Source organism: Nitratireductor sp. ATLC21, from assembly GCF_057196525.1.
Genome location: NZ_JBXUOU010000001.1, coordinates 1204500 through 1228144, shown reverse-complemented (window position 1 = coordinate 1228144; position 23645 = coordinate 1204500). Strand labels below are relative to the sequence as shown.

The window sequence follows — 23645 nt, the reverse complement described above, 5'->3', positions numbered from 1 at the left end:
CTACCGGATATACGCTACAGGCTTCGATTATACTCCAGGGTTCTGGCGGCATAGTCACGCAGTGTGTTTGATCAGTTTGGCGTCGGCAAACGGCGCTATTCTCGATCAGTGTTTGCAGCCAACTTGTATGGGGCGGCGAAACCTTCGCGCAGTAGGCATATTCATCCATCGCCGCTGATCGTAGTTCGCTTATTCTTTGCATGAGCGCATTCGGTTTTTGGTCAAGCTACGGTGAGCACACCATTCGTGAAATCGGCGCCTACCCTTCGTCCTCGAACTCAAACCACAGAGGGAATGATGCGCGAGCATACCGGAAGGAAGTTCGATTGGGTGGCGGCGCTGGCGTTCGGCTCTGGCGCGGCGGTGATGATTCCGAGCATGATCGCTTTGGCAGTCTCGTTGATGGCTGTGTTCGTTCTGCTGTTCTGAAACCGTAGCAATGCGGGGAATTGCGTCTTGATTCGCTGGTCTAAGCCGTCTGGTCATTGCAAGCTGCGCGGGCTGCGCTATTGTGCGGCTTGGAAAACGATTGAGTTCGTAACGTGCCTAATTCTCGAATGGACAGGACATCGTCGCGGACCCGCATCCGGTTCATGAACCACGCGGGCAGTCTTATCGCATGCATCTAGCCCTGGCGCGGCCGCAAGGCCGTCGACCGGGGGCCGGAAATCCAACCAAGTCACAAATTCGGTTCTGATTTCCGGGTCCGCAACCGCTGGCCCGGTGGAGACGCATGATGATCGACAGACTTCCCAGCCGCTTGTGCGTGGCTTCCGATATTGTTGTCCGCGGGAGGCGGACATGAGGATCCTGATCGTAGGCAGCGGGGTCATCGGCGTGACCTCCGCATGGTATCTGGCGCGCGCCGGACACGAAGTCACCGTCCTCGACCGGCAGTCGGGTCCCGCGCTGGAGACCAGCTATGCCAATGCCGGAGAAGTGTCGCCGGGCTATTCGTCTCCTTGGGCAGGTCCGGGAGTGCCGTTGAAGGCGCTCAAGTGGCTCCTGATGAAGCACGGCCCTCTCGCCATCCGTCCCCGGCTCGATCCGGCGATGTGGTCGTGGTTGTTGCAGATGCTCGCCAACTGCACGTCGCGGCGATACGCCGTGAACAAGGCGCGCATGGTGCCGATCGCGGAGTATAGCCGTGACTGCCTGCGGGAACTGCGGGCCGGGACAGGTATCGCATACGACGAGCGGGTGCGCGGCACCCTGCAACTGTTCCGGACCCAGAAGCAGCTCGATGGAACGAGCGGAGATATCGAGGTCCTGAAGCAGTTCGGCGTCGAGTTCAACGTCCTTGATCGCCGCGGCTGCGTCACTGCCGAACCGGCGCTCGCGCGGGTAACCGAGAAGTTCGTCGGCGGCTTGCAGCTTCCTGGCGATGAGACGGGGGACTGCCGCGTCTTCACCGATAAGCTGGCGGCTCTCGCCTCTGCCGCGGTCGACTTTCGTTTTGGCGTCTCGGTTGAAGGACTCGTCCAAGAAGGCGGCAGAGTTTCAGGAGTCCTGACTTCGGACGGGTTGCTTCCAGCAGAGGTCGTCGTCGTCGCCGCAGGAAGCCACTCCCCCCGACTTCTCGCTCCTGTGGGCATCCATGTCCCTGTCTACCCGGTCAAGGGTTACTCGCTTACCATGCCCATAATCGATGAAGCGGCCGCGCCCGTATCGACGGTGATGGACGAGACCTACAAGATCGCCATCACGCGTCTGGGCGACCGCATCCGCGTCGGCGGCACTGCCGAGATATCGGGCTTCGACCTCTCGTTGCCGAGTTCGCGTCGCGCGCCGCTGGAGCATTCGGTCATGGACCTGTTTCAAGGGTCGGGCAGCGCCGCGGACGCATCCTTCTGGTGCGGCCTCAGGCCGATGACCCCGGACGGTCCGCCGATCGTGGGGGCCACATCGGTGGCCGGCCTCTACGTGAACACAGGGCATGGAACCCTCGGATGGACGATGGCCTGCGGCTCGGGACGAGTCCTGGCGGACCTCATTTCGGGCAAAATTCCCGATATCGACGTCTCAGACCTCGGGCCAGGGCGGTATCGGTCATGAGCGCGCAGGCGATGCGGGCGGGCGCCATCCTTACGATCGATCTTGAGGCGATCGTTTCCAACTGGCGGCTGCTGTCGAGACTGGCGGAGCCCGCCGAGTGTGCCGCTGTCATGAAGGCGGACGCCTACGGACTCGGAGCGCCCGAAGTCGCGGCCGCGCTTCAGGCGGCAGGGTGCAAAGCCTTCTTCGTCGCCCATCTCGAAGAGGGACTTGATCTCAGGGAGGCGATCGGTTTCAGCTCCCGCGTCGTCGTTCTGAACGGCACCCCTCCGGGTGCCAAGAACGAGTTCCTGCGATCGGTCTTGATCCCGGTCGTCGACACGGCAAGAGAGCTCGCTGCCTGGCGAAGTCGCGCCTGCGAAGCGGGACGCGGCGTGCCTGTCGCACTCCATCTCGACACGGGTATGTCTCGCCTCGGACTGTCGCCGGGCGACGTCGCCATGCTGGTAGACGATCCCGCCCTCATGGAGGGACTTTCAGTGGAGCTGATCATGAGCCATCTCGCCTGCGCCGACGAGCCGACGCATCGCGCCAACCAAAGTCAGCGGCGCGAGTTCGCCTAGCTCCGCTCGGTCCTCCCTCGCGAACTCGTCGGGTATCTTCCTTGGCAAGGGATTCCACAGTGACCTTGTGAGACCGGGAGCCGCGCTCTACGGGATCAACCCGGCTCCCGGGGCGCCAAATCCGATGCGTCAAGTCGTGAGGCTGTCCGTGCGCGTCCTTCAGCTATAGTCCTCCAGCAAGAAGCTGGAAAGGGGCGTGTGTTACATTGCCGTGCTGGCCAAAGACGGCGAAATTCTTATACACATCGTCGTAGACCCTGTAGTTGGGTTCGACGAAGCGGGCTGACGTTCAGAGCAGGCTGGCTGGTTTCAGAATGGAACGCTGGCCGCCATCCGCACTAGCCGCTGAATTTCGGCGTGTGCTCACCGCTTGCGAGGATGTCGAAGATTCCGAGTGATCTAGTCAATCCGCCCGCGGGCTAAGATGTCCTCGACTGACGGCAGGGCCGACATCACCTCAATCGTGATATCGCTTTCTGCCGGCGTCGTCCCTTCCCAGCCGGCGTCGCTCGGCTTTCCCACGACGATCCGACCGACCATTGCCGCCATCTCGTGCGGGACACAGTAATAATCATAGACACCCGGTACCTTGAGAACGATCTCTGCGCTTTCTCCCGGCAGGAGAAACCCGGTATCCCAAGGCTCCGCATTGGAGGGTATGCGGCGCGAACGGTCGTAATTTGCCGGGTGATAGGCTGTGGCGGTATGGCTGTTGCCCTTATCCCGATTGACGAAACGCAGGGCCGTGCCAGGCGAGACAGCAAGTCCGACAGGTGTGAACCAGATGCGCTCGCCGCGCGACGTGCCGCGCATTTCTATTGTCACGGCAGGTGCAGCCTTGAGCGAAGGCGAAAAGAGGAATGCGGCGCCAAGGCCGCCTCCCATTGCAAGGAATTGTCGACGCGGGGTGATCATTCTGCCAGACGTCCCTTGGCGTCAGCGTCATGGTAAAGAACGACATGCGCGTGTGGCTTGTCCACGCCCGGATGGCCGGCATTGTAGTAGATGTCGACGCCACTCACCGTGTGCGAGCCAATGCTCAGCCCGTCATAGGCGGTACCATTCTGCAGTTCTTCGAGGGGCGTCATGTAGACTGTGGCGGATAGTTTGCCATCGTGATCATAGGCCAGGAACGGGCCGGCGGGCAGGGTTTCGGGATCGACGAACAGCGTGCCGAGACTTGGGATAAACTCCGGCAGGGGTAAAGCATCGCTGACTTTGACGTAAGGTTCTCCGGGCGGTGCTTCCTTCAGGGTTTCCTCGTCATGCGCGACTGCTGGAGCTGCTGCAAGAAGCGATACGGTGGTAAACAGTATTTGCAGAAATTTCATGGGGTTGTCCTTTCCTGTTGGATGGAGGCCCTTTGGAGGGTGCTCGATCCATTGGATGCGCGCCGCTGCAAAACGTTCCCGAAATTGAGCCGCCCTGGCCGAATAAAAATTCTACGACGTTTCGGGAACGCAGCGCCGGGTCCGCGCATCCAATGGTCGAATGGAGCGATTGCCCCATCCCGCCGAGCGGCCGTCTTGCCGCAAGAAGGAGTTTGATTGTGCTCAACACGATGTTCCCCCCCGATCACACCTGCGACAGCGTCCCGGTATCTGCCCGAATTCGCGCACGTTTGAGGGATGCCGGCCACACCTTCCGGGCCAATGACAACATTGCGGCTTTCATCGAGGATGGTGAGCTGGAAGACCTTTGCCTGGAAGTCGAGAACCGGATGAATGCGGTGCTCGACGCACTCGTGATCGACACGGAGAATGATCACAACACCGTGGGCACCGCGCGGCGGGTGGCGAGGATGTTTGTCGATGAGGTGTTTGCAGGGCGGTATCGCCCGGCGCCGCCCGTCACCAGCTTTCCCAACGTCTCGCAGCTGAATGAACTGATGATCGTCGGCCCGCTCACGGTGCGCAGTGCCTGCTCCCACCATCTGTGCCCGATCATGGGAAAGATGTGGATCGGAGTCCTTCCCAGCAGGGAGGCTGAACTGATCGGTCTGTCCAAGTTTGCCCGCGTTTGCGACTGGATCATGAGCCGCCCGCAGATTCAGGAGGAAGCTGTGATCATGTTGGCCGATGAACTCGAAAGCCGTCTTCGGCCTGAAGGGCTGGCCGTCGTGATGGAGGCGGATCATTTCTGCATGCACTGGCGTGGCGTGAAGGATGAGCAGCCGGTGATGACGACGTCCATTATGCGCGGCGCGTTTTTGCAGAACGAGGCGCTGAGGCGTGAATTTCTCGACCTGCGAAAAGGGGGTGACAAGTGATCCTGATCAGACGTTCAAGATCAAGTCCGACAAGTCTATTCCGTTGGCTCGGCAGTGGTGAACCGTCGATGCCAGGGAACGGGATGAAGGGTGCTGGTGTTAGTCAACTCCGAGGAGGCACAAATGCATGAAGCCATCGAACGGGCTGCATCTGTATTCACTGAAGATGTTCCAGATACCGAATTGGCCAGGCGTGCGGCCCGAAAGGACGGCGGCGCCTTCGAGGCGATCATGCGTCGCCACAACCAGCTCCTGTTCCGAACGGCCCGGGGCATCGTGCGCAGCGACGGTGAGGCAGAGGATGTCGCGCAGGAAGCATGGATGCAGGCGTGGCGCGCGCTGTCGGGCTTCCGCGCCGAAAGCAAGCTTTCCACCTGGCTGGTCCGCATCACCGTCAACGAGGCGTTGGGCCGGTTGCGCCGGAAAAGCGCGCAAATCATTCCACTGGAGACAGCCATGATGTCGTCCGACAAGGACACACGCTCGGCACTGACGGAAGCACCTGCTCGTGGACCGGAGCATTCGGTCGAACGGTCCCAGCTCCGCGCTCTTATAGAGGCGCGCATCGCGGTGTTGCCCGAAGCATTTCGCAGCGTCTTCATGCTGCGGGCAATCGAGGACATGAGCGTTGATGAGGTGGCGGAGGTGCTGGACATTCCCGCAGCCACAGTCCGCACACGCTATTTCCGTGCCCGTGCCCTTCTGCGCGAAAGCCTCGCGCAGGAGATGGACGTTGCCATCGGCGAGGCCTTCAGCTTTGCCGGTGAGCGCTGTGATCGCATCGTGGCGGGCGTGTTGGCTCGAGCCCGGGCGGAAGGTCTCTGCGAGTAGGGCTGCTTGCTGAGCGGAAACAATCTGCGCTCTGCGGGACGAATGATACGAAGGGAGACATGGCATGGGCAATACGCAGGACGTGGATAGGGGCCCGGACCTCACTGAGGGGGTGACGTTGGCTGACTTCAACGACCGACAGATGTTGCGTGGGCATGTGGGGAAGGCCTCCGTTCTGCTTGCACGTGTTGGTGAAGAGGTTCTGGCGGTCGATGCCAGTTGCACGCATTACGGAGGTCCGCTGGACGAGGGACTGATCACCGGAGAAACCGTTCGCTGTCCGCTTCATCATGCCTGTTTTTCGCTGCGCACCGGCGAGGCTCTGGCCGCTCCTGCCTTTGACCCATTGTCATGCTGGAAGGTGGAGCGTGATGGCCAACGCATTTTCGTTCGCGAGAAGGCGGCGCCGCCGCCGCGCGTGATAGCAAACACGGATGAACCGCGCGCCATCGTGATCATTGGCGCTGGAGCTGCCGGATTTGCTTGCGCCGAAATGCTGCGCAGAAGAGGCTATGATGGGGCAATCACTCTTCTCGGCGCCGACGAGGATGCGCCGTATGACCGGCCGAACCTGTCCAAGGACTATCTCGCCGGAGATGCGCCGCCCGAATGGATGCCGCTCAGGCCGGATGAGTTTTACCAGAAGAACGACATCGATCTGCAACTGGGCGAAACGGTTTCCTCCATCGACGTGCCGGCGCACCGCGTGGCGCTGGAGGGCGGGCGTGTTCTGGAGTTCGACCGCCTTCTGATCGCGACGGGAGCGGAACCGGTTCGCCCACCGATCCCCGGTGCCGACCTGCCGCATGTCTTCACTCTGCGCAGCTTTGCTGACGGACGTGCCCTTGCCGATGCGGCAGAGAGAGCGAAAACTGCCGTTGTGCTGGGCTCGGGTTTTATAGGACTCGAGACGGCGGCGGCGCTCAGGCAGCGCGGACTGACAGTGCACGTGGTCACGCAGGATGCCCGTCCGCTTGAGAAGGTGCTTGGGCCTGCGCTGGGAGATTTTATTGCCGGGTTGCATGAAGACCATGGTGTCACTTTCCACATGCGGACTTCGATCAAGGCGATCTCCGCGAATGCGGTGACACTCTCTTCAGATGACACGATTGATGCGGACTTGGTTGTCATCGGTGCAGGTGTACGCCCGCGCACCGCACTGGCGGAGAAGGCGGGGCTGTCGGTCGATGATGGAATTCTCGTCGACGAACGGCTCCAGACGTCTGCCCCCGGCATTTACGCGGCGGGTGACGTGGCGCGCTGGCCGGGGCCGCAGAACCGAGAAACGATGCGCATTGAACACTGGGTGGTAGCAGAGCGCCAGGGTCAGGTGGTGGCTGCAAACATGCTTGGTGATGATAAGCCGTTTGACGACATGCCTTTCTTCTGGAGTGCACATTACGACATTCCCATTCGCTATGTGGGCCATGCCGAACACTGGGATGTTGCGGCCGTTGATGGCGATATTACAGCGTGCGATGCCAGCGTCAGCTACCGGAGGGGCGGGCGAACGCTGGCCGTAGCCACCCTTGGGCGAGATGTGGAGGCGCTGGTCAGAAGGCGAACCCTGCCAACCTCCGAATGAGGCCAGCTGGCCTCTACCGAGCTGGGTAGCGAACACGCAGGTCGGGGTCGATCACGGCGCCGTCGGACAAGTGCGCCTTGGTGAGCTTTCCGATGTCCATGACATGATAGACGCTCACGCCGCGTGCAATGAGGTGGTCGGTGATAATCCGCCGATGGCAGCGCCACCAGACCGCTTCCGCACACATGAGGGCGCATCGCCGCTCATGGCAAAGATCGAGCAGCTTGAGCAATGCTGATCGAAACGTGTCGGTGAGGGCGAAATCCGCGTAGTTGTGAAAGCTCTTGTTGCGCCAGAAGCCGTTTTCATCAGGCGGAATTTCTGCGACCTTGGACCTTAGACCGCCAAGGGGCGGGCAATGGATGTAGCCGATTCCATCAGATTGGAGCTGTGGCTTGAGTAACTCCGAATTATAGGACGGATTGGTCCGTGATCTCGGAAACCTGCGCACGTCGACAACCATGTCGATTGACGCTTCCAGAAGCATTGCCTTGAAGGTTTCCAGTGTCCGGTTCGAATGGCCGATCGTGAAAGCCACTGTTTCTGACTGGACCGCCTCATCCATTTTTTGAAAGCGCCGATTCCTTGTGAGCGGCGATATGATCGGTCTTGTCGCTCTTGATCTCGTACTGGGGCTCGTCTGGCGATGCGCGCCGCCTGTGCCCCTTGTACTCGAAGTCGCTGTCGTGGATCTTGATGATCTTTCCGGAGACCCGCCCGGCCTCCGAATTCCAGCTCACTGAATCACCGACATCGAACCTGGCCATTGGACTGTACTCCTCGTCTGGGCATTGCCAAGAACAACGCGTGGTGGATGAAGGACGTTCCAAATGCGAAGTGGTGTGGCCGTCCCGAGGGCCGCGATCGGGAACCCAGATCACCGAACCACCTGTTTGAGACCGTCCAATGCTATCGGCAATTCAGCGCGGGCCGTGCCCGCCTCTGCGTAGATAGCATAGGCGGGATAGGTGAAGCGGGGAGCTCCTGCAACGAGTTCGAGTTCGCCGGTTTCCAGGTGTGGTTTGACAGCACCTTTTCGAAAGTACCCGCTACCTCCAGCGCGAAGGATGTAACTCAGGCCGAGGGGTCCTAGGCCGACCAACAGCCCGTGTGGGTCTGTTGAAAGTGTCGCCGAAGCCTGTGACGCTGCAAACTGTGGCCCCCAGTCGACATGGACATAGTGCGGTTCTTCCGACGCAGCTTTCTGCACGGTCCGCACGAGAACGAGTTCTTCTTCCTCGATCAGTTCAACCTTGAAACCCGTCAACATCGGCGGTGCGTAAAGCACAGCGATGTCGAGCACGCCGGTCCGCAATTGCTCAATCAACTGGTCCGGCAAGCCGACATTGGCGCGAATGGCGATTTCCGGCCGGTTCTGCTTCATCCATAGCAGCCAGTCGAGCAGCACGGGGTTCCACAGGCTGAGTTCGCCCCCCAGAGCTATGATGCCGGTCTTTCCTGCCGGAATTTTGAGTTGCTGGCGAGCGCGTTCCCACACCTGGAGAAAGGACAGTGCGAAGCGTTCGAACTCACGGCCGGCCGATGTCAAAACCGCTCCGTTCCGGTTTCGTATGAAGAGTTTGCGTCCGAGTTCGTCCTCGAGCGTGCGGATACGTGCGCTCACCGTGGTTTGGGTGACATGCAGCCGCTCCGACGCTTTCAGGAAGCTTCCAGTGTGCACAATCTCCAGAAACGTTCGCGCGCGTTCAATATCCATCACGATCTCCGATAAATGCAATTTATTTGCACTGATACAGCATTTAATTCCGTTTGCCTTTGATTTTCGAAAGGCGCAGCCTGAGCGTGGTTCACGAGGAGTCCGCCAATGCAGCATTCGTCAAAGCCCCCGCAATATGCGTCCCCGCCATGCTTCATGCATGAGCTGTCCGCCAGCGGTGGCGGTGAAGATGTTGCCTCGAAGGACTGGACGGAGGTTCGACGCTGGCGAAAGGAAAAGCGCAAGCTCCTGATTGCGGCTCGGATGGCAAAGAGCCAAATCGAGCGGCAAGCCTGTTCCGACGGGATCGTTCGGAAGTTGGATCGGACGATCAAACAGTTCGCAGGCAAGGTGATCGGCATCTATTGGCCGGTACGAGGAGAACCGGACCTGCGCAACTGGGGCATCGAAGCCATCGATCGTGGTGGGCGGCTGGCGCTGCCGGTCGTCACTGAGAAGGGCGCGCCGCTTGAATACCGGCTATGGACTCCCGGTGATCCTCTGGAGCGGGGTGTCTGGAACATTCTCGTGCCAGCAGGGGGATCTGCAGTGCAACCTGATGTTGTCATCGCGCCACTCGTGGGTTTTGACGCAAGGAGCTACCGGCTCGGCTATGGCGGCGGTTATTTCGACCGCACTCTGGCGGCGATGTCCGCGAAGCCGCGGACGATAGGCGTCGGTTATGCCGACTGCGCGCTGACAAGCATTTTCCCGCAACCTCACGACATACCAATGGATGAGATCATCACGAGTTAACCGCTGAAGACAGGCAGTCGATTTTCGGACAAAGCGACGTGTCCTCGCCAATTCCTCGAGACCACCGTGCCTGTCGCATGAAAGAGGGTCCTGCACATGTTTGCGAATGCGCATGAGAAAGAGAAAGAGTTGGAGCGAGCCGCCGACACTCCACCATTCGTTCGCCGTTGGTTATTCTCGACCAATCACAAGGATATCGGAACACTCTATCTGATCTTCTCGATCCTTGCGGGCATTCTCGGCACTGCTTTGTCGGTCGCCATTCGTATGGAGTTGCAGGAGCCGGGCTTGCAGATATTTGCCGCCTCCGAAACCTTCAACGTGTTTGTAAGCGCCCACGGGCTCGTGATGATATTTTTCATCATGCCGGCGCTCATCGGTGGCTTCGGCAACTGGTTCGTGCCGATCATGATTGGCGCGCCGGATATGGCCTTCCCGCGAATGAACAACATTTCGTTCTGGCTGCTTGTCGTCTCGTTCCTGCTTTTCCTTATGTCGCTGTTCGTGCCGGGTGCGCCCGGTTCGTTTGGCCATGGAGGCGGCTGGACGCTGTATCCGCCTTATTCCGTGTCCGGACAGCCGGGGCCGGCGGTCGATCTCGTCATCCTGTCGATCCACCTGTCGGGCGCCTCATCGATCCTTGGGGCGATCAATTTCATCACGACGATCTTCAACATGCGCGCTCCGGGCATGACGCTGCACAAAATGCCGCTTTTTGCATGGTCCATGCTGGTCACTGCATTCATGCTCCTGCTGGCGCTACCGGTGCTGGCAGGCGCCATCACCATGCTTCTGACCGACCGAAATTTCGGCACGGCTTTCTTCGATCCGGCAGGGGGTGGGGATCCAGTCCTCTACCAGCATCTGTTCTGGTTCTTCGGACATCCGGAAGTCTACATCATGATCCTTCCTGCCTTCGGCATTATAAGCCACGTCATTGCGACCTTCGCCCGAAAGCCGATCTTCGGCTATCTCGGCATGGCATACGCCATGGTGGCCATAGGCGTGATCGGCTTCGTGGTGTGGGCGCACCACATGTACACCTCTGGCATGTCTATTGACAGCCAACGCTATTTCGCCTTCGCCTCAATGGTAATCGCGGTGCCGACCGGCGTGAAGGTCTTCTCCTGGCTTGCCACCATGTGGGGTGGCTCCATCACCTTCCGTGTGCCGATGTTGTGGGCGACCGGCTTCGTTCTTCTGTTCACGATCGGAGGCGTGACCGGCGTGGTCCTTGCCAGTCCCGGCGTCGACCGGATGTTACACGACACTTACTATGTCGTTGCGCATTTTCACTACGTTCTGTCACTGGGTGCAGCGTTCGCCATCTTCGCGGGCTGGTATTACTGGTTCCCCAAGATGACCGGTTACACGATGAACGAGACGTTGGGACGATTGCATTTCTGGCTCACCTTCACCGGCGTCAACCTGGTCTTCTTTCCGCAGCATTTTCTTGGCCTCGCCGGAATGCCACGCCGCTATGCCGACTACCCCGATGCCTTCGCCGGTTGGAATTATATCTCCTCGGTCGGATCTTATGTTTCAGCGGCAGGTCTTCTGGTTTTTCTTTTCGCTGTAGGTGAAGCCTTTTCCCGCAAGTGCCTTGCTGAAGCCAATCCATGGGGTGAGGGAGCGACGACGCTCGAATGGACGCTGACCTCGCCGCCACCGTTTCATCAGTTTTCGTCGCTCCCGCGTATAATGTGACAGGAGGCATGAATGAACGAGGTTATGGATGGAGCAACCAGCCTGCCCGGGATCATTCTGTTCTGGTTGTGGTGGATTTTTCTGACGTTTCTTGAAGCTGCGACACGGGTCAAGGATACCGAACATCAACCGCAGCCGACACAAGCCATGGCAGATGCCGCAATCGAGGATGGCACGACCCACACCGGCATCGCCAGAATTCTGCGCTTCGATCCCGCATTCGACCTCGACATGTTTCTGTACGGTGCGCGCCATGCCTACGAGACCATTGTGGAGGCGTTTGCGGCGGGGGACATGGAGAAACTTGAATCTTTGGTTTCGAAAGAGGTTCTGGCAATCTTCGTAAAAGACTGCGCCGCGCGCGCCAGTCGAGGGGAGAGTGTCGACCTCACCCTGATCGGTGTTAAAAGCATCGACATTGCGCAGATGGACGTGGCCGAGACTGCGATGGAAGTGACGCTACGCTTCCACGCGCAAATGATCTGGGTCGAACGCAGCGCCGAAGGTCTGATCGTCAGTGGGAATCCTGCGGAAATCATCGACGTGGTCGAAGCATGGACGTTCGCCCGCCCCATCCCGGTCCCCGGCAATGCATGGGTGCTCGTGGCCACCAGCGGTTGAACGGAGCAGGAAGTGAGGGGCGGGTTCTGTCTGCGTGCTTCAGACGCACCCACGACCCCTTGAAACAATGGGTTGAGTGGCTAGATTCATTGCATGTGTAACCTGTTTCTTTCATTGACGCTCAGGATAACCTCGCAAGCCCATGGGCTTGCCGGGGCGGCTTTGCGTTGATGTAAAGACATCGGCTCTTTTTCCGCTCCGGGTTCCTCGCACAGGTTCTTTGAGGTGATCCGCCGGTTCTTCCCGGTGTTGGAGAGAGACATGTTCATAATTGCCCAGCCCCTGCTCTGCAGGCGATGCGGTGATATTTCGCCGCGCGCAGCCACACGCTGCCTTCATTGCAAAACTCCGTTCAAGGCTACCGTTCGATCATCGCTGTCTTCCTATCAGGGATGCAGCCGATCAATGCGCAGCCACAAAGCGCATCGCTTCGACATGGTGCGGATGTGAATAACCTCCGCTCGACACTGACCCGTGTTCTGCTGCCGGTGCTGTTCACATCGGCGGCAGTTGCGTCATACATGCTGCACCCTCAGGCACTGGCTTGGCTCGAATTCGACGTGTCGGAGAAACCGATCCGTGTCCTGACGGGCGGGGCCGCCTATTTTTCGGCAGCCTGGCTGGGCGGTCGGCTCGTTGGACTTGCACTGGAGCGTGCTGGTCGCAAACGCCGTCAGGTGCCAAAACTTCTGCTTGAACTGGTTTCAGCGGCTCTTTTCATTGCCGCGACCATTGCAACTGTGATGCTGGTGATCGGCCAGAGCTGGAGCGGTGCCATCGCCGGTTCAGGCCTTGTGATCGCCGTCATCGGCTTTGCTTTGCGGAGCACGCTTGCCGATGTCTTTGCGGGGATCGCGGTTGGACTGGAAGCCCCTTACCGGATCGGTGATTGGATCTCCATCAACGATCGGACAAGAGGGCGGGTGATCGAAATCGGCTGGCGGACGACGCGGCTGTTCACACGCAACGACACCTATGTGATTCTTCCCAACAGTCAGATCGCCCAGCAGGCATTGACCAACTATAGTGCGCCCAATCGCAAGTATCGCGCGCAGGTTGAAGTTGTGCTCAGCCATGAGCTTCCCGTTGCGGTGGCGCGTGAGTTGCTGACCGACGCGGCGGCCCGTTCGCCGATCATTGTCAATGTCCCGAAGCCGGATGTGCGGGTCGCTTCCTACGATATTGACGGCGTCCGTTATCATGTGCGGTTCTGGGTGCCCAGTTTTGCCGACGATATCGATTGCCGTGACGCCATTTTCGGCCAAATCGACTCCGCGCTTCGCGACGGCGGATTGCCGCTGCCTGCTACAGGTTTGCGGTTGTTGAGCGAACGGGTAACGGGAGGCGCTCAGAGGCGGGAAATCGGCGATGCCTGACCGTCGGCCTCAATGCACGGAGTCAGAATTTTCTCATAAGAAAATTTTGTAATAATAATATGATTTGTTGCGTCTATGAGGTCTTGTTTATTTATTTCTTTGGGCTATATTAAAGTCATGGGTAAGAAAATTTACAAAATATTCTGCACCGGCCTTCGGGAGATTCATGTAATCGCCCGGGGTTTTACGTGCGAATCGTAGAAAAAACGCCTTCAGACTCCGGGTTTTCTTCAAGAAAAAATGTCAATTCTTTTGCGCAATTTCTTGCGGAAGCGGAGCGTAGAGTGTCCATTCGTAATACATTGCTGTTATGTCAAAAATGCCGCGCCGGTATTCCACGGGCTGCAGTGCGTTGCCCCTGGTGTTCTGCCTCAGTGCGCGTTTTCGCGAGCACGAGATATCCTGCTGACCATGAACTCCGACTTCGGAGTACGGGATACACCAGGAACCGTAGATACACGAATGATGGTCGGAGTGACCTTGAGCCAGGAGGCTGAGATGTCGCAGTCGTCCCACCGAGCCGAAGGAGCGCATATCCAAATCGGAACACCTCCCTGGCGCTGAATCCTCGGCGCCAGGGGACGTGGAGGGCGAACTCGGTTCGTCAATGCCTCATTAAATTTGGAGAAGCGCATATGGCCAAGAGAAAAGGCGATCAGAAGCGAAAGCAACCAAAGGGAAAAAAGAAGAAAAACATCCAACAGCCCGATGCGGTCACAGAACAGTTGGCATCCGCCAATCGGAAGCCACCTCGATAGACTGACCTTATGACATGAGGAAGTGAATGGCCGCCCAGGCAGTCAAAATCGCTTCCTTGGTCGGGTAACCCACGCTCCCCGGGCGTACAGACGTTCCCGCGCGGGGAGTTTGTTTGTCGTCCGGAATGACGGAGCGACTATCTTGGATCCCAGGAATAATGGATGGCGTGCGATGATACCCGCTCGTGTTTCCTTCGTGGTCGATTTCGAGATCGATGCAAATTCCAACGGCAGGAGAATGGCGCTGTGGAGGGTTGCTGCTCGAACTGCAGAACTACTGCCTAACAGCAGCAAGGCCGACGTCGCCAGCGCGCTTTATGCACGTGAGAGGCTGGGCACCACCGCGGTCGGCGGCGGCATCGCTTTCCCGCACGCTGTTGTGGAGGGTTTTCCGGAGCCGTTGATTCTGGTTCGGCGATTGAAAAGACCCATCGATTTTGGTGCTCCGGATGGGCGCGGAATCGATATTCTCGCGGCAGTGCTCGGCGACACAACCGATATAAAGTGGCTCCGCTCGGCTTTGATAAGGCTCGAGCGGCTCGCCCGGGATAAGAAACTGCTCACGCAACTGCGCAGTGCCGATAACTCAAATGAGGTCAGGGCGATATTACTGGAAAGCGGCCTTGAGGTTCGTATCGCTCGAGACATGATGACAATGGGTGGGGCGATGCGTTGCAAAATGCACGCTTTGGGTTGAGCTGGATCGATGTCTTTGAGCGCAGGCGCGACAGTTGCGCACTGGGGCTCGGGACGGTTGCCGCGAAAAACGCCATCTTTCCTATTGCACCGGAAGTGTCGCGACCGGTGTACAGGATTCAACCCGGTTCCGTGCGCGGATCGAGCCCCAGGGCAGCTGAGGAAGTATCGGGAAGAGGAACGAATTTCTCCCGCTCTTCTTCTGCAGGCAGACGCCCGTCGGCTTTCATGCTGAGCAAGAGGAACAGGGCGTATATCACGGCTACCGTGGATTCGAATAAAAAGAACGATGCCGGTCCGTAAAGCGACATGAGCGCGGCAGCGACAAGCGGGCCGATCGTTGCGCCGATGGAGTAGACCATCAAAAGGCGCCCGGATGCCGCGACATAATATTTGCGTTCCAATCGATCGAAGGCCTGAGCGACGCAAAGCGGATAAACGCTGCTGATCGCACCTCCGAATGCCAAAGCCATGACGATCAGAACGGCGCGCGGAAGTTCGACGGCAAGCGCGCCCGACAGTAGCCCCCATGACGCGCCGACTGCAATCAATATGCAGGACATGACGATGCGCCGGTCAAACTTTTCCGCCAGCATGCCCACGGGAACCTGAAGTCCCAGCCCTCCCAGCACGACGGTGCTCATGAACAGAGCCGCTTCAGAAGCGCTCAAGCCAATCTGGCGAGCGAAGACCACGCTCAGCGCATAGAAGGAACCGACGAGGATGCCTGCGACGCCGGCTCCCGCCAGACCGATCCGTGATACCTCATGCAGTCTTCGTACGCCGAGCACGCGCAACTCACCCAAATTCGGCTCTCCAAGGCGTGTCATGGCGATGGGAACAAGGGCCAGCCCGGTCAGTACCGAGGCCAGCATCAGATGGCCGCTGGAGTCGTCCGGGGCTAAGCTGATCAGTGTCTGACCCGTTGCGACGGCCAAGTAGAATACCAACATGTAGAAGCCGAGGACGCGCCCCCTGGTCTCATTGTTGCTGCGCTCATTGAGCCAGCTCTCAATTGCAGTGGTCATGCCCGCGATGCAAAAACCGTTGATCACCCGCAGAATGATCCAGACGATAGGCGTCGGGAAGAAACCGTAGGCAAGGCAGATTGCGGCGGTCAATGCGGCGAATGCCGAGAAGGCTCGGATATGTCCGATTCGCATGATGACCCGTTTCGCGCGATAGCCGCCGAGCACCAGGCCCAGATAATAAGACGCCATCACGACGCCTGTCAGAGCCACCGGGTAGTCTGCAGCCTCCATCCGTAGTGGGTAAAACCACGCCAAGCAAGCTGTTACCAGCCATGACGAGGATGGTGCCTCCCAGGAGGGACTTCACGGGAGCCAGCGATTCTACGAGGTTCCGAGGCATCGTTTGAAAATGCTCTCCTCCTGTGCCCGCATGATTGACGGACAGGTTGTCGCCCACCACCAGTATCAGAAACGAGCTTGTTCAGGCAGTTGGCGGAAGAAGAGCCTCGCCCGAAACCGCTTTTCAAATATTTTCCTCAATGAACGCAAATCAGCTTTGGCGATGGTCGATCCGCATCCAGCCAGCGTGGTTTGAGTCGCTTGGCTCGGCGTCGCGAATCCATGCAGATTGGGGGAACTGGCAAGAGCCTTGCGCAGGCACACCAAGCGGGTTTGCTTCGCATTCATACTTGCCAGCCCCTTGTGCAGAGCAATGGTGAGAAAAATTCTACTGTCGCGCTGTGAGCGACTGTATCATCATATCTAGGCAGCAGGTTTTACCACCCGCAGCCTAATACCGGTCGAACTCTCCCGCATCACCCCTTCAGCATAGTGATCCAGATGCGGCGGTGCAGCCCGCCCCCCGTCATCCTCCCAGCGCGCCAGGCATTCAGAGCTGGGCTCACCTGCATAGCCAATGCTGGCTGCAGGTTCGAACGTCTTCGGAAACAGTTTGCCGAAGTGTTCACTACGCATCATCATGTCATCGATCCTTCCATATTTGTCGTGGCGGCGGTTTGCTGATCTCTCCACGAATTGTACTCGCGCTTTTCGCCAGATCACGAAGCCAGAGGATTGCCCGACGCGCTCTGGCGCTCGACCTCTGGTGAGACCGGCCACATTCGCAATTCGCGATCGTCGAAGCCGTTGACGACGCGCGGAATGTCGTTTCGCGAAATCCCAATATCATCGAGCAAATTGTCGTCCATGGCCCGCAGAGCCGCGATCATCCTGCGGCGTTGCCAGTTTCGAACGACATTTCGAGCCAATCTGCGCAACCTGGCAGGTATTCTGTCTCTATTTGACTGGCCGAACTTGTGGGTCTCGGGAGACAAGGAAATGTCGGGATTGATAATTTCAGTGTGCATGACGCGTTCTCCAGATTGAGGAGGTTGAACCGACACGTTTGCGTCCTACTTTCGAGCCGTCCGCATATGAGCGGAATCGGGCCCTTCGGCGCATTCGTGACTCAGAGTATCGGTGTGGAGATCAGGAGTACCCCGCAGCGCAGACAGGCAAACGCCTTGTCCCGCCCGGGGTCACCGGCGGTTCAGATTGTTTCCTGCAGTGAGCAGGAACCTCATATGGAGACTGAACTTGGTCATGCTCCGTATTTGGGTTTGTCGGCGCACCTAATCAAGTGCGCAAGGTGCGCTGCGACCTTCTGGCGCGAGCTATGGTAGCTTGAGTCAATCGTGAACAGTTCGAGCAGGTTCAAACGCGTAATCGCGGACGCTGCCTTGACTTCCCGCACTGTCACAGACGGCTGCGCCACATGCTTTCTGGGTGTCTGAGATGAAGCGCTGATGGATTGGACTTGTCACAAGGACAAATCGGGATGTATCCGGATCAGATGCTCGGAGGCAATGGAAAGCGGACGTGTCCCGACATTAATGCCTTTTATCTCGAACCGTGGAAACCGCGATCCTGGCTGGAATGTGCGCTGAAATGAAGAACTCTCCAAAGTGCTCGCCGAATAGGTGACGACCCATCACCAGAGCGCGAGCGACCATCGCGGAGGCCACTGCCACTCGAACTCGGCTTACTGACGTGCCGCTTCGGGATATGTCGCGGTCGCTTGAGGAGTATGATGCCGCTCTGGCGTGTTCCAACACACGAGATGTAGTGTTATGGATATCGAGTCTTTGGACCGCTACCGTCAATCCCCACACCTGCCGGAAATACGCTACAGGCTCCGATTGTTCTCTCGGACATTGGCGGCCTAGCTATACTGACAGCACTGGAGCTTCCAGACCGTCCCGTCATAGCGAAAAAGCGGTCGATCAACTCTAGCCGCCGATGGGGTCCTCGGTCTTATCTGAAACTGCCAATCGCTTGGCGTCCGCCAAACGAAAAGCATGTCAGGTTTTGACACCCCAACGTGCCAGCCTCCATCTGAAGGACCGGTGGTTCACGGGTGAGCTCGATGAATTTTACCCATTACAATCTGGGGCACGTCGAACGGGGCAGTGTCGTCGTGGTGACGCTCAGCGGCAGCGCGGCCAACGTTCGCCTCATGGATGGCTCAAATTTCAGCAACTACAAGGCGGGCCGCCGCCATCGTTACGTCGGAGGACTTGCCAAACGTTCCCCCGTGCGCCTGCCGGTGCCGCATTCCGGCACCTGGCATGTTGCCGTCGACATCAGGGGTTGTGTGGTTCGGTGCGGTCTGGTGTTCAGGTGATCCGAGGTGATGCGCTCAAGCCTCTTCCTGCAATCAACGAGGCACCGCTGCGTAGCGTCCCCACACTCGTTCGCAATGCCGAGGACGAACTCGCGCCCACGACCGAGGCCCCCGATGGCCGGGTTTTCGATGTTTTCATCTCCCACGCATCGGAGGACAAGGATGAAGTCGTGCGACCGCTGGCGAATGCACTGCGCGAAGCAGGATTGTCGGTCTGGTACGACGAATTCGAATTGCGGATCGGCGACAGCCTTCGCCGCAAGATCGACCGCGGTCTGGGAAGCAGCCGCTTTGGCGTGGTCGTGCTGTCGCAGGCGTTCTTTGGCAAGGGCTGGCCCGAATACGAGCTCGATGGACTGGTAACCCGCGCCGTGTCGGGCGAACAGGTCCTGCTGCCGATCTGGCACAACGTCTCCAAACGCGAGGTGATTGGCTACTCGGCTTCGCTCGCGGATCGACTGGCGCGCAGTACCGCCACTCACACCGTCGAAGAGATTGCCGCGGAAATTGCCGACGTCGTGCGCCTGCCGAATGCAGCGTGACCCCGGACGCCCCAGGAGAGACCCAAATGAGAAAGCAGATTGAAGATGAATGGACAGGTTGGGACGGCGACACCATCGTCCGGCTGACCGACGGTTCGGTATGGCGCCAGGAGGAATATCACTATGAGTATCACTACGGGTACCGCCCCTCCGTGACCCTGTCCGGCAATGTCATGCATGTCGAGGGCATGAGCCGCGGCATTCGCGTCCGCCGGATCGACTAGGAGAACAGGGGAATGCAGACACGCATTGCAGGAGCCTGGACGGGCTGGAGCGGCGATACCATTGTCAAGCTCGCCAACGGAACGGTCTGGCGTCAGGATCAGTATTATTATCGCTATCAGTACAAGTACCGGCCATCCGAGACGCCAAGTTCCTTCGCCACCTCTTGCGTCGGCTTTCCCCAAACCAGCGCGAACAGTTCCTCGCGCGAGAGCTCTTGTGACGGCATTTTGGCTCCTTTCTGGTCAGTGGCCGGCGGGCATGCTTCGCTTACTTATCGACACTTATATCTAGCTGTGAACGATTTTCGACATTGGTGATTGTTTTTCAATCGTTCGGACTGTAAGGCTCTTTCGATCGACGGGCGATGTATGATCGCTTTTCGACAGCCATGAGGGAAAGCCGACATGAAGCTGGATATCGGGAATCCTGCCCATTTTCAGAACGAACCCGTTCCAGAGGGCGCCCGGCTCGCAGGGTGGGCGGCCCTCGTTCACGCGCTCGACGTGAAAGCACCGGTGCGAAGCCCTTCCTGCATCTCCGAACGGCACGTGCGCGGCAATCGTCGGGGGGAGGGCATCTGGGAGATCTATGACAAGCGGTATCAGCCGGACGATACCCTTGATGGGCATCTCGGCTTTGCCCTACGCCATGAGCCGATCGATTTTCTGGTTCTCAAACGCATCCTCGATGCACTGCCAGAACAGGACCTCATAGACTTCATCCAGCGGACACCGACCGGCGCGGTCACACGCCGCGTATGGTTTTTTTACGAAACCCTGACGGGCAAGCGCCTCGATATCGACGACGCCCCCACAGTTACCGCCGTCGACGCACTTGATCCGGAAACATATTTCACCGGTCCAGCGTCACTGTCCCTGCGCCATCGTGTGCGCAACAATCTGCTTGGCACGGGCGCGTTCTGTCCGATCATCAGGCGCACCGAAAAGCTGGAAGCATTTCTGGCCCTCCACCTTTCCAGGAAGGCCCAGGAGACGATAGGGCGGACAGGTGCTCATGTCGTCTCCCGGGCCGCGAGCTTGCTCCTGCTGGCCGACAGCCGCGCGAGCTTCGAGATCGAAGGGGAGCGCGCACCTGCCAATCGGCTCGAGCGCTGGGGACGCGCGGTTCTGGAGGCCGGCAAGCGTCCACTCAATCAGACCGAAATCTATCGCCTGCACCGCATCCTGATCGGCGACGACCGGTTCACCGAGATTGGATATCGCAGCGAGGGCGTGTTTCTGGGCGAGCGGGACCACAACCATGATCCGTTGCCCGAATTCATCGGAGCTCGCCCTCAGGATGTTTCCGACATCATGACCAGCCTCAATGAATGCAACAACAGACTGCGGATCTCAGACGTCGATCCGGTCCTGCAGGCCGCGGCAATCGCGTTCGGGTTTGTATACGTGCATCCGCTGGCCGACGGCAACGGGCGCCTGCACCGCTGTCTCATCCACCACGTGCTCGCCGAGCGCAAATACACCCCGCCCGGCATGGTGTTTCCTGTTTCTGCGGTCATGCTGCATCGTATCGACGACTACGCCTCGACCCTGAAGCGGCACTCTGGCCCCTTAATGGAGTTCATCGACTGGCGCGCGCTGCCCAATCACAATGTCGAGGTCACCAACGAAACGGCGGACCTCTATCGCTATTTCGAGTGTACCGAGGAGGCCGAGTTCCTCTATAGCTGCGTGCAGCGGACAGTCGAAATCGATCTGCCGCGCGAGATCGACTACCTCAAGTGCCGCGATCAGGCGCTGACCGCCATCATGAATCTGGTCGAAATGCCGGACCGTATGGCGCAGGACCTCATCATGCACATCCGCCAGAACGGCGGCTCCCTCAGCAAACGCCGCCGCACCGGCGAATTTGAGAAGCTGCGCGACGACGAAGTTCAGCAGATTGAGGCAATTGTCGCGGATGCCTTCCAAGATTTTGACAACAGCTACAGCACAGAACCCTAAGCTTCAGCCATCGTATTGTTCGGGATCGCACTTCGGTTCGAGCCGACAGAGATCGGCCACGACGTGGCGTGGCGGACGGGTGCCTCGGCGAAAGATGCAGGCAGGCGTCAGCGCGGAGTTCGAATCCCTCTCGGGGCCTCAAGTCGGAATGAACCTGAGCACCACATCGAAGGCCGGCCGCCGTGTGTCTCGCCCCAATCCGAAAGAAGAGTGGCAGTCAGCCGACGTGCCCGAACTCGCTATTGTCAGCCGCGAACTGTTCGAGCAGGCGCACGCGCGCAAACGCGAGCGCAGCCTTGACTATCCACACCATCATCGCCGACCGCGTCATATGCTTTCGGGGCTGCTTCGGTGCGGTGCGTGCGGATCAGGCATGTCGACCAACGGCAAGGACAAATCAGGCCGTATCCGGATCAGGTGCTCGGCCGCGACGGAAAGCGGGTCATGTCCCGACCCGAAAACCTTCTATCTCGAGACCGTGGAGACCGCCGTTCTGTCTGGCCTGCATGCCGAGATGAAGAGCCCCAGGGTACTCGCCGAATACGTGAAGACCTATCACGAGGAACGCAAGCGACTGTCCGCAGAGGCCGATGCTAATCGAATTCGGCTTGAGCGCCGCGCCGAGCAACTCAAGCGCGAGATCGACCGTTTGGTCGATCATCTCGCCAAAGGTATTGGCGATCCGTATGTGATCGGTCCCCGCTCGACTGAACTCTACCATGAGCGCGAGGCGGTTCTTGCAGAGTTGGAGAAAGCTCCACCTGCCTTCGAGGTCGTTTCGCTGCATCCCGCCATCCTGAAGCGCTATGAGGAGCAGCTCGAAGTCCTTCAACACGCACTGGCGGAAGGCATCCGGTCAGGCGACCGGGAATGTGCGGAAGCAATACGGGAACTGGTCGAAACGGTGACCGTCTACCGCGATCCTTCAGAACCCGGAGCGGTCGAGATCGAGATTGCAGGACGGCTCAACTCGATCCTTGGCGAACGTGCCTACCCCAATGGCGTCAAACGGGTGTGGGGATTGATGGTAGCGGAGGAGGGATTCGAACCCCCGACACAAGGATTATGATTCCTCTGCTCTAACCGACTGAGCTACTCCGCCGCCTGGAGGCCGGGGAACCTGTTTCAAAACCGGTCCGGTGCCTCACGAAGACGCGCGGATATAAGGGGGCGGTGTCTGTCGTGTCAAGCGGGGTTCACCGTTTCTTGGGGGAATTTGTCGAGGCTAACGATTTCGCTGAAGAAATTGGCGGGATTTCACGGGCAGGGTTGAGTCGCGAGGGCCGCATCTGTATGTGTTTCCTGCGCCAAAATCTTGGGCGAAGGATTTTATGAAACCGCGTATTGCCGTACTCGGATGTGGCTACTGGGGCTCGAACCACATTCGCACGCTTAAATCTCTGGGAGTGCTGGCGGCCGTGTCCGATGCCAATGAGGCACGGGCCGAAGGCTTTGCCAGCGAACATGAATGCGTTGCCATCTCACCCGACGCACTCTTCGAGCATGCCGAGATCGATGCGATCGTGCTGGCGCTGCCGCCGCAGTTTCACGCCGAATATGCCATTCGTGCCATGCGTTCGGGCAAGGATGTTCTGGTTGAAAAACCCATCGCGCTGACTGTCGAGGATGCCGAGCGCTCGGTCTCCGTGGCGCATGAAACAGGGCGCATTATCATGGTCGGCCATGTGCTGCGCTTCCATCCGGCTTTCGAGAAGCTGAAGTCGCTCATCGATCAGGGCGATCTCGGTGACATCCGCTATATTCATTCGCACCGGCTGGGGCTTGGCAAGTTTCACACCGAGAACGACGCTCTGTGGGATCTTGCCCCACACGATCTCTCGATGATCCTGGCGTTGACGGGAGCAGCTCCCGAAGAAGTGCGCGGCGAGGGAGCGGCGCTGCTCGACCATCTGAGCGATTTCGCGCATTTGCACATGCGTTTCCCCGGCGGCCTGCGCAGCCACCTCTTCACCTCTCGGCTTAACCCCTATCGTGAGCGTCGCCTGACAGTTGTCGGCGACAAGGCGATGGCGGTTTTTGACGACGTGGAGCCATGGGGGCGCAAGCTCGCCGTCTATCGCCATGCGGTCTGGCAGGATAGCGGCCACTGGGCGTTCACCACCAACGAGCCAACCTATGTGGATGTGGAAGAAGGGATGCCGCTGACGCGTGAGCTGCAGCATTTTCTCGACTGCATCGAAACAAGGAGCGAGCCGCGCACGACGGGCGAAGAGGCCATCGAGGTTCTGCGCATCCTGACGGCCGGTTCTGTAACGCATGGCTGACGCGTCTCGTCAGCCAGTGTAATTTTTCCAGCCACTGCCCA

The 23645-nt window shown here is 58.9% G+C and carries 28 protein-coding genes, 1 tRNA gene and 1 pseudogene; 19 read left to right on the top strand and 11 right to left on the bottom strand.

Annotated elements, in window-relative coordinates; genetic code table 11:
• Positions 1-294: 294 nt before the first annotated feature.
• From AC2CHD_RS06030 to AC2CHD_RS06015, 4 genes are all read left to right on the top strand, one after another.
• Entirely contained in the window at positions 295-429 is a 135-nt protein-coding gene (locus AC2CHD_RS06030; RefSeq protein WP_349365601.1) for a hypothetical protein, read from the top strand.
• A gap of 372 nt (positions 430-801) precedes the next feature.
• A complete protein-coding gene (locus AC2CHD_RS06025) occupies positions 802-2055 on the top strand; it encodes a D-amino acid dehydrogenase (RefSeq protein ID WP_349365600.1) in 1254 nt (417 codons plus the stop codon).
• An 11-nt stretch (positions 2056-2066) separates the two neighbouring features.
• Positions 2067-2618 (top strand): alanine racemase, encoded by a 552-nt coding sequence (locus tag AC2CHD_RS06020; protein WP_484552924.1) that lies wholly within the window; start codon positions 2067-2069, stop codon positions 2616-2618.
• The gene (locus AC2CHD_RS06015) at positions 2554-2787 is read left to right on the top strand and encodes an alanine racemase (RefSeq protein ID WP_374730095.1); all 234 of its coding nucleotides are present in this window, start codon (positions 2554-2556) and stop codon (positions 2785-2787) included. The genes AC2CHD_RS06020 and AC2CHD_RS06015 overlap by 65 nt, the downstream gene beginning before the upstream one ends.
• Before the next feature lie 230 nt (positions 2788-3017).
• Here AC2CHD_RS06015 and AC2CHD_RS06010 read toward each other — a convergent pair whose 3' ends face one another.
• The gene (locus tag AC2CHD_RS06010) at positions 3018-3533 is read right to left on the bottom strand and encodes a cupredoxin domain-containing protein (RefSeq protein WP_484552923.1); all 516 of its coding nucleotides are present in this window, start codon (positions 3531-3533) and stop codon (positions 3018-3020) included.
• Positions 3530-3949, bottom strand: coding sequence for a hypothetical protein (locus AC2CHD_RS06005; RefSeq protein WP_349365597.1), 420 nt, complete (start codon positions 3947-3949; stop codon positions 3530-3532). Before AC2CHD_RS06005 ends, AC2CHD_RS06010 begins: the two co-directional genes overlap by 4 nt.
• A gap of 218 nt (positions 3950-4167) precedes the next feature.
• Between AC2CHD_RS06005 and folE the strand changes: the two genes are divergently transcribed.
• The 3 genes from folE (at position 4168) to AC2CHD_RS05990 (ending at position 7303) form a co-directional block, all read left to right on the top strand.
• Positions 4168-4887, top strand: a complete 720-nt coding sequence (gene folE / locus AC2CHD_RS06000) for a GTP cyclohydrolase I (protein WP_484552922.1) — start codon at positions 4168-4170, stop codon at positions 4885-4887.
• Between the two features lie 123 nt (positions 4888-5010).
• The gene (locus AC2CHD_RS05995) at positions 5011-5718 is read left to right on the top strand and encodes an RNA polymerase sigma factor (RefSeq protein ID WP_484552921.1); all 708 of its coding nucleotides are present in this window, start codon (positions 5011-5013) and stop codon (positions 5716-5718) included.
• A 64-nt stretch (positions 5719-5782) separates the two neighbouring features.
• Complete coding sequence (locus tag AC2CHD_RS05990; RefSeq protein WP_484552920.1) at positions 5783-7303, top strand: FAD-dependent oxidoreductase; 1521 nt, start codon at positions 5783-5785, stop codon at positions 7301-7303.
• Positions 7304-7316: 13 nt separating this feature from the next.
• On the opposite strand, the gene AC2CHD_RS05985 is transcribed toward AC2CHD_RS05990, so the two are convergent.
• The 3 genes from AC2CHD_RS05985 to AC2CHD_RS05975 all read right to left on the bottom strand — a co-directional run bounded on the left by AC2CHD_RS05985 (position 7317) and on the right by AC2CHD_RS05975 (position 9020).
• Positions 7317-7868, bottom strand: a complete 552-nt coding sequence (locus tag AC2CHD_RS05985; RefSeq protein ID WP_229448590.1) for a DUF488 domain-containing protein — start codon at positions 7866-7868, stop codon at positions 7317-7319.
• Positions 7861-8070, bottom strand: a complete 210-nt coding sequence (locus tag AC2CHD_RS05980; RefSeq protein WP_007009994.1) for a hypervirulence associated TUDOR domain-containing protein — start codon at positions 8068-8070, stop codon at positions 7861-7863. Before AC2CHD_RS05980 ends, AC2CHD_RS05985 begins: the two co-directional genes overlap by 8 nt.
• A gap of 110 nt (positions 8071-8180) precedes the next feature.
• The gene (locus AC2CHD_RS05975; RefSeq protein WP_484552919.1) at positions 8181-9020 is read right to left on the bottom strand and encodes a LysR family transcriptional regulator; all 840 of its coding nucleotides are present in this window, start codon (positions 9018-9020) and stop codon (positions 8181-8183) included.
• A gap of 156 nt (positions 9021-9176) precedes the next feature.
• On the opposite strand from AC2CHD_RS05975, the gene AC2CHD_RS05970 reads away from it, so the two are divergent.
• The 5 genes from AC2CHD_RS05970 to AC2CHD_RS05950 all read left to right on the top strand — a co-directional run bounded on the left by AC2CHD_RS05970 (position 9177) and on the right by AC2CHD_RS05950 (position 14935).
• Positions 9177-9776 (top strand): 5-formyltetrahydrofolate cyclo-ligase, encoded by a 600-nt coding sequence (locus tag AC2CHD_RS05970; RefSeq protein WP_484552918.1) that lies wholly within the window; start codon positions 9177-9179, stop codon positions 9774-9776.
• A 96-nt stretch (positions 9777-9872) separates the two neighbouring features.
• Positions 9873-11483 carry a cytochrome c oxidase subunit I gene (gene ctaD / locus AC2CHD_RS05965; protein ID WP_484552917.1) on the top strand — a complete coding sequence of 537 codons (1611 nt, stop codon included), beginning with the start codon at positions 9873-9875 and terminating at the stop codon, positions 11481-11483.
• 12 nt (positions 11484-11495) lie between these two features.
• Complete coding sequence (locus AC2CHD_RS05960) at positions 11496-12104, top strand: Tim44/TimA family putative adaptor protein (RefSeq protein ID WP_484552916.1); 609 nt, start codon at positions 11496-11498, stop codon at positions 12102-12104.
• Positions 12105-12550: 446 nt separating this feature from the next.
• A complete protein-coding gene (locus tag AC2CHD_RS05955; RefSeq protein ID WP_484552915.1) occupies positions 12551-13480 on the top strand; it encodes a mechanosensitive ion channel family protein in 930 nt (309 codons plus the stop codon).
• Positions 13481-14410: 930 nt separating this feature from the next.
• On the top strand, positions 14411-14935 hold the full coding sequence (locus AC2CHD_RS05950; protein WP_229448596.1) for a PTS sugar transporter subunit IIA: 525 nt from the start codon (positions 14411-14413) through the stop codon (positions 14933-14935).
• A 118-nt stretch (positions 14936-15053) separates the two neighbouring features.
• Here the strand turns inward: AC2CHD_RS05950 and AC2CHD_RS05945 are convergent, their stop codons facing one another.
• The 4 genes from AC2CHD_RS05945 to AC2CHD_RS05930 form a co-directional block, all read right to left on the bottom strand.
• Positions 15054-16235 (bottom strand): MFS transporter, encoded by a 1182-nt coding sequence (locus tag AC2CHD_RS05945; protein WP_484553228.1) that lies wholly within the window; start codon positions 16233-16235, stop codon positions 15054-15056.
• Between the two features lie 135 nt (positions 16236-16370).
• Positions 16371-16592: a hypothetical protein gene (locus AC2CHD_RS05940; RefSeq protein WP_229448598.1), complete on the bottom strand. Its 222-nt coding sequence runs from the start codon at positions 16590-16592 to the stop codon at positions 16371-16373.
• Between the two features lie 75 nt (positions 16593-16667).
• Positions 16668-16886 carry a hypothetical protein gene (locus AC2CHD_RS05935; RefSeq protein WP_484552914.1) on the bottom strand — a complete coding sequence of 73 codons (219 nt, stop codon included), beginning with the start codon at positions 16884-16886 and terminating at the stop codon, positions 16668-16670.
• Between the two features lie 77 nt (positions 16887-16963).
• On the bottom strand, positions 16964-17272 hold the full coding sequence (locus tag AC2CHD_RS05930; protein WP_484552913.1) for a DUF1127 domain-containing protein: 309 nt from the start codon (positions 17270-17272) through the stop codon (positions 16964-16966).
• 1058 nt (positions 17273-18330) lie between these two features.
• On the opposite strand from AC2CHD_RS05930, the gene AC2CHD_RS05925 reads away from it, so the two are divergent.
• The 6 genes and pseudogenes from AC2CHD_RS05925 to AC2CHD_RS05900 all read left to right on the top strand — a co-directional run.
• Positions 18331-18588, top strand: coding sequence for a DUF1883 domain-containing protein (locus AC2CHD_RS05925; RefSeq protein WP_484552912.1), 258 nt, complete (start codon positions 18331-18333; stop codon positions 18586-18588).
• Positions 18585-19130 carry a toll/interleukin-1 receptor domain-containing protein gene (locus tag AC2CHD_RS05920; protein ID WP_484552911.1) on the top strand — a complete coding sequence of 182 codons (546 nt, stop codon included), beginning with the start codon at positions 18585-18587 and terminating at the stop codon, positions 19128-19130. The genes AC2CHD_RS05925 and AC2CHD_RS05920 overlap by 4 nt, the downstream gene beginning before the upstream one ends.
• A gap of 26 nt (positions 19131-19156) precedes the next feature.
• Positions 19157-19354: a hypothetical protein gene (locus AC2CHD_RS05915; protein ID WP_229448603.1), complete on the top strand. Its 198-nt coding sequence runs from the start codon at positions 19157-19159 to the stop codon at positions 19352-19354.
• Between the two features lie 12 nt (positions 19355-19366).
• Entirely contained in the window at positions 19367-19672 is a 306-nt protein-coding gene (locus AC2CHD_RS05910) for a hypothetical protein (protein WP_484552910.1), read from the top strand.
• 87 nt (positions 19673-19759) lie between these two features.
• The gene (locus AC2CHD_RS05905) at positions 19760-21319 is read left to right on the top strand and encodes a Fic family protein (RefSeq protein WP_484552909.1); all 1560 of its coding nucleotides are present in this window, start codon (positions 19760-19762) and stop codon (positions 21317-21319) included.
• A gap of 331 nt (positions 21320-21650) precedes the next feature.
• Positions 21651-21761: pseudogene (locus AC2CHD_RS05900) on the top strand (recombinase zinc ribbon domain-containing protein); the annotation flags it as partial.
• On the opposite strand, the gene AC2CHD_RS05895 reads toward AC2CHD_RS05900, so the two are convergent.
• Together AC2CHD_RS05895 and AC2CHD_RS05890 are read right to left on the bottom strand one after the other, a co-directional pair.
• Positions 21762-22151 carry a hypothetical protein gene (locus AC2CHD_RS05895; RefSeq protein WP_229448606.1) on the bottom strand — a complete coding sequence of 130 codons (390 nt, stop codon included), beginning with the start codon at positions 22149-22151 and terminating at the stop codon, positions 21762-21764.
• Between the two features lie 193 nt (positions 22152-22344).
• Positions 22345-22421 (bottom strand) — tRNA-Met (locus tag AC2CHD_RS05890).
• A gap of 229 nt (positions 22422-22650) precedes the next feature.
• Here AC2CHD_RS05890 and AC2CHD_RS05885 point away from each other — a divergent pair.
• Complete coding sequence (locus AC2CHD_RS05885) at positions 22651-23604, top strand: Gfo/Idh/MocA family protein (protein ID WP_229448607.1); 954 nt, start codon at positions 22651-22653, stop codon at positions 23602-23604.
• Positions 23605-23645: the final 41 nt, after the last annotated feature.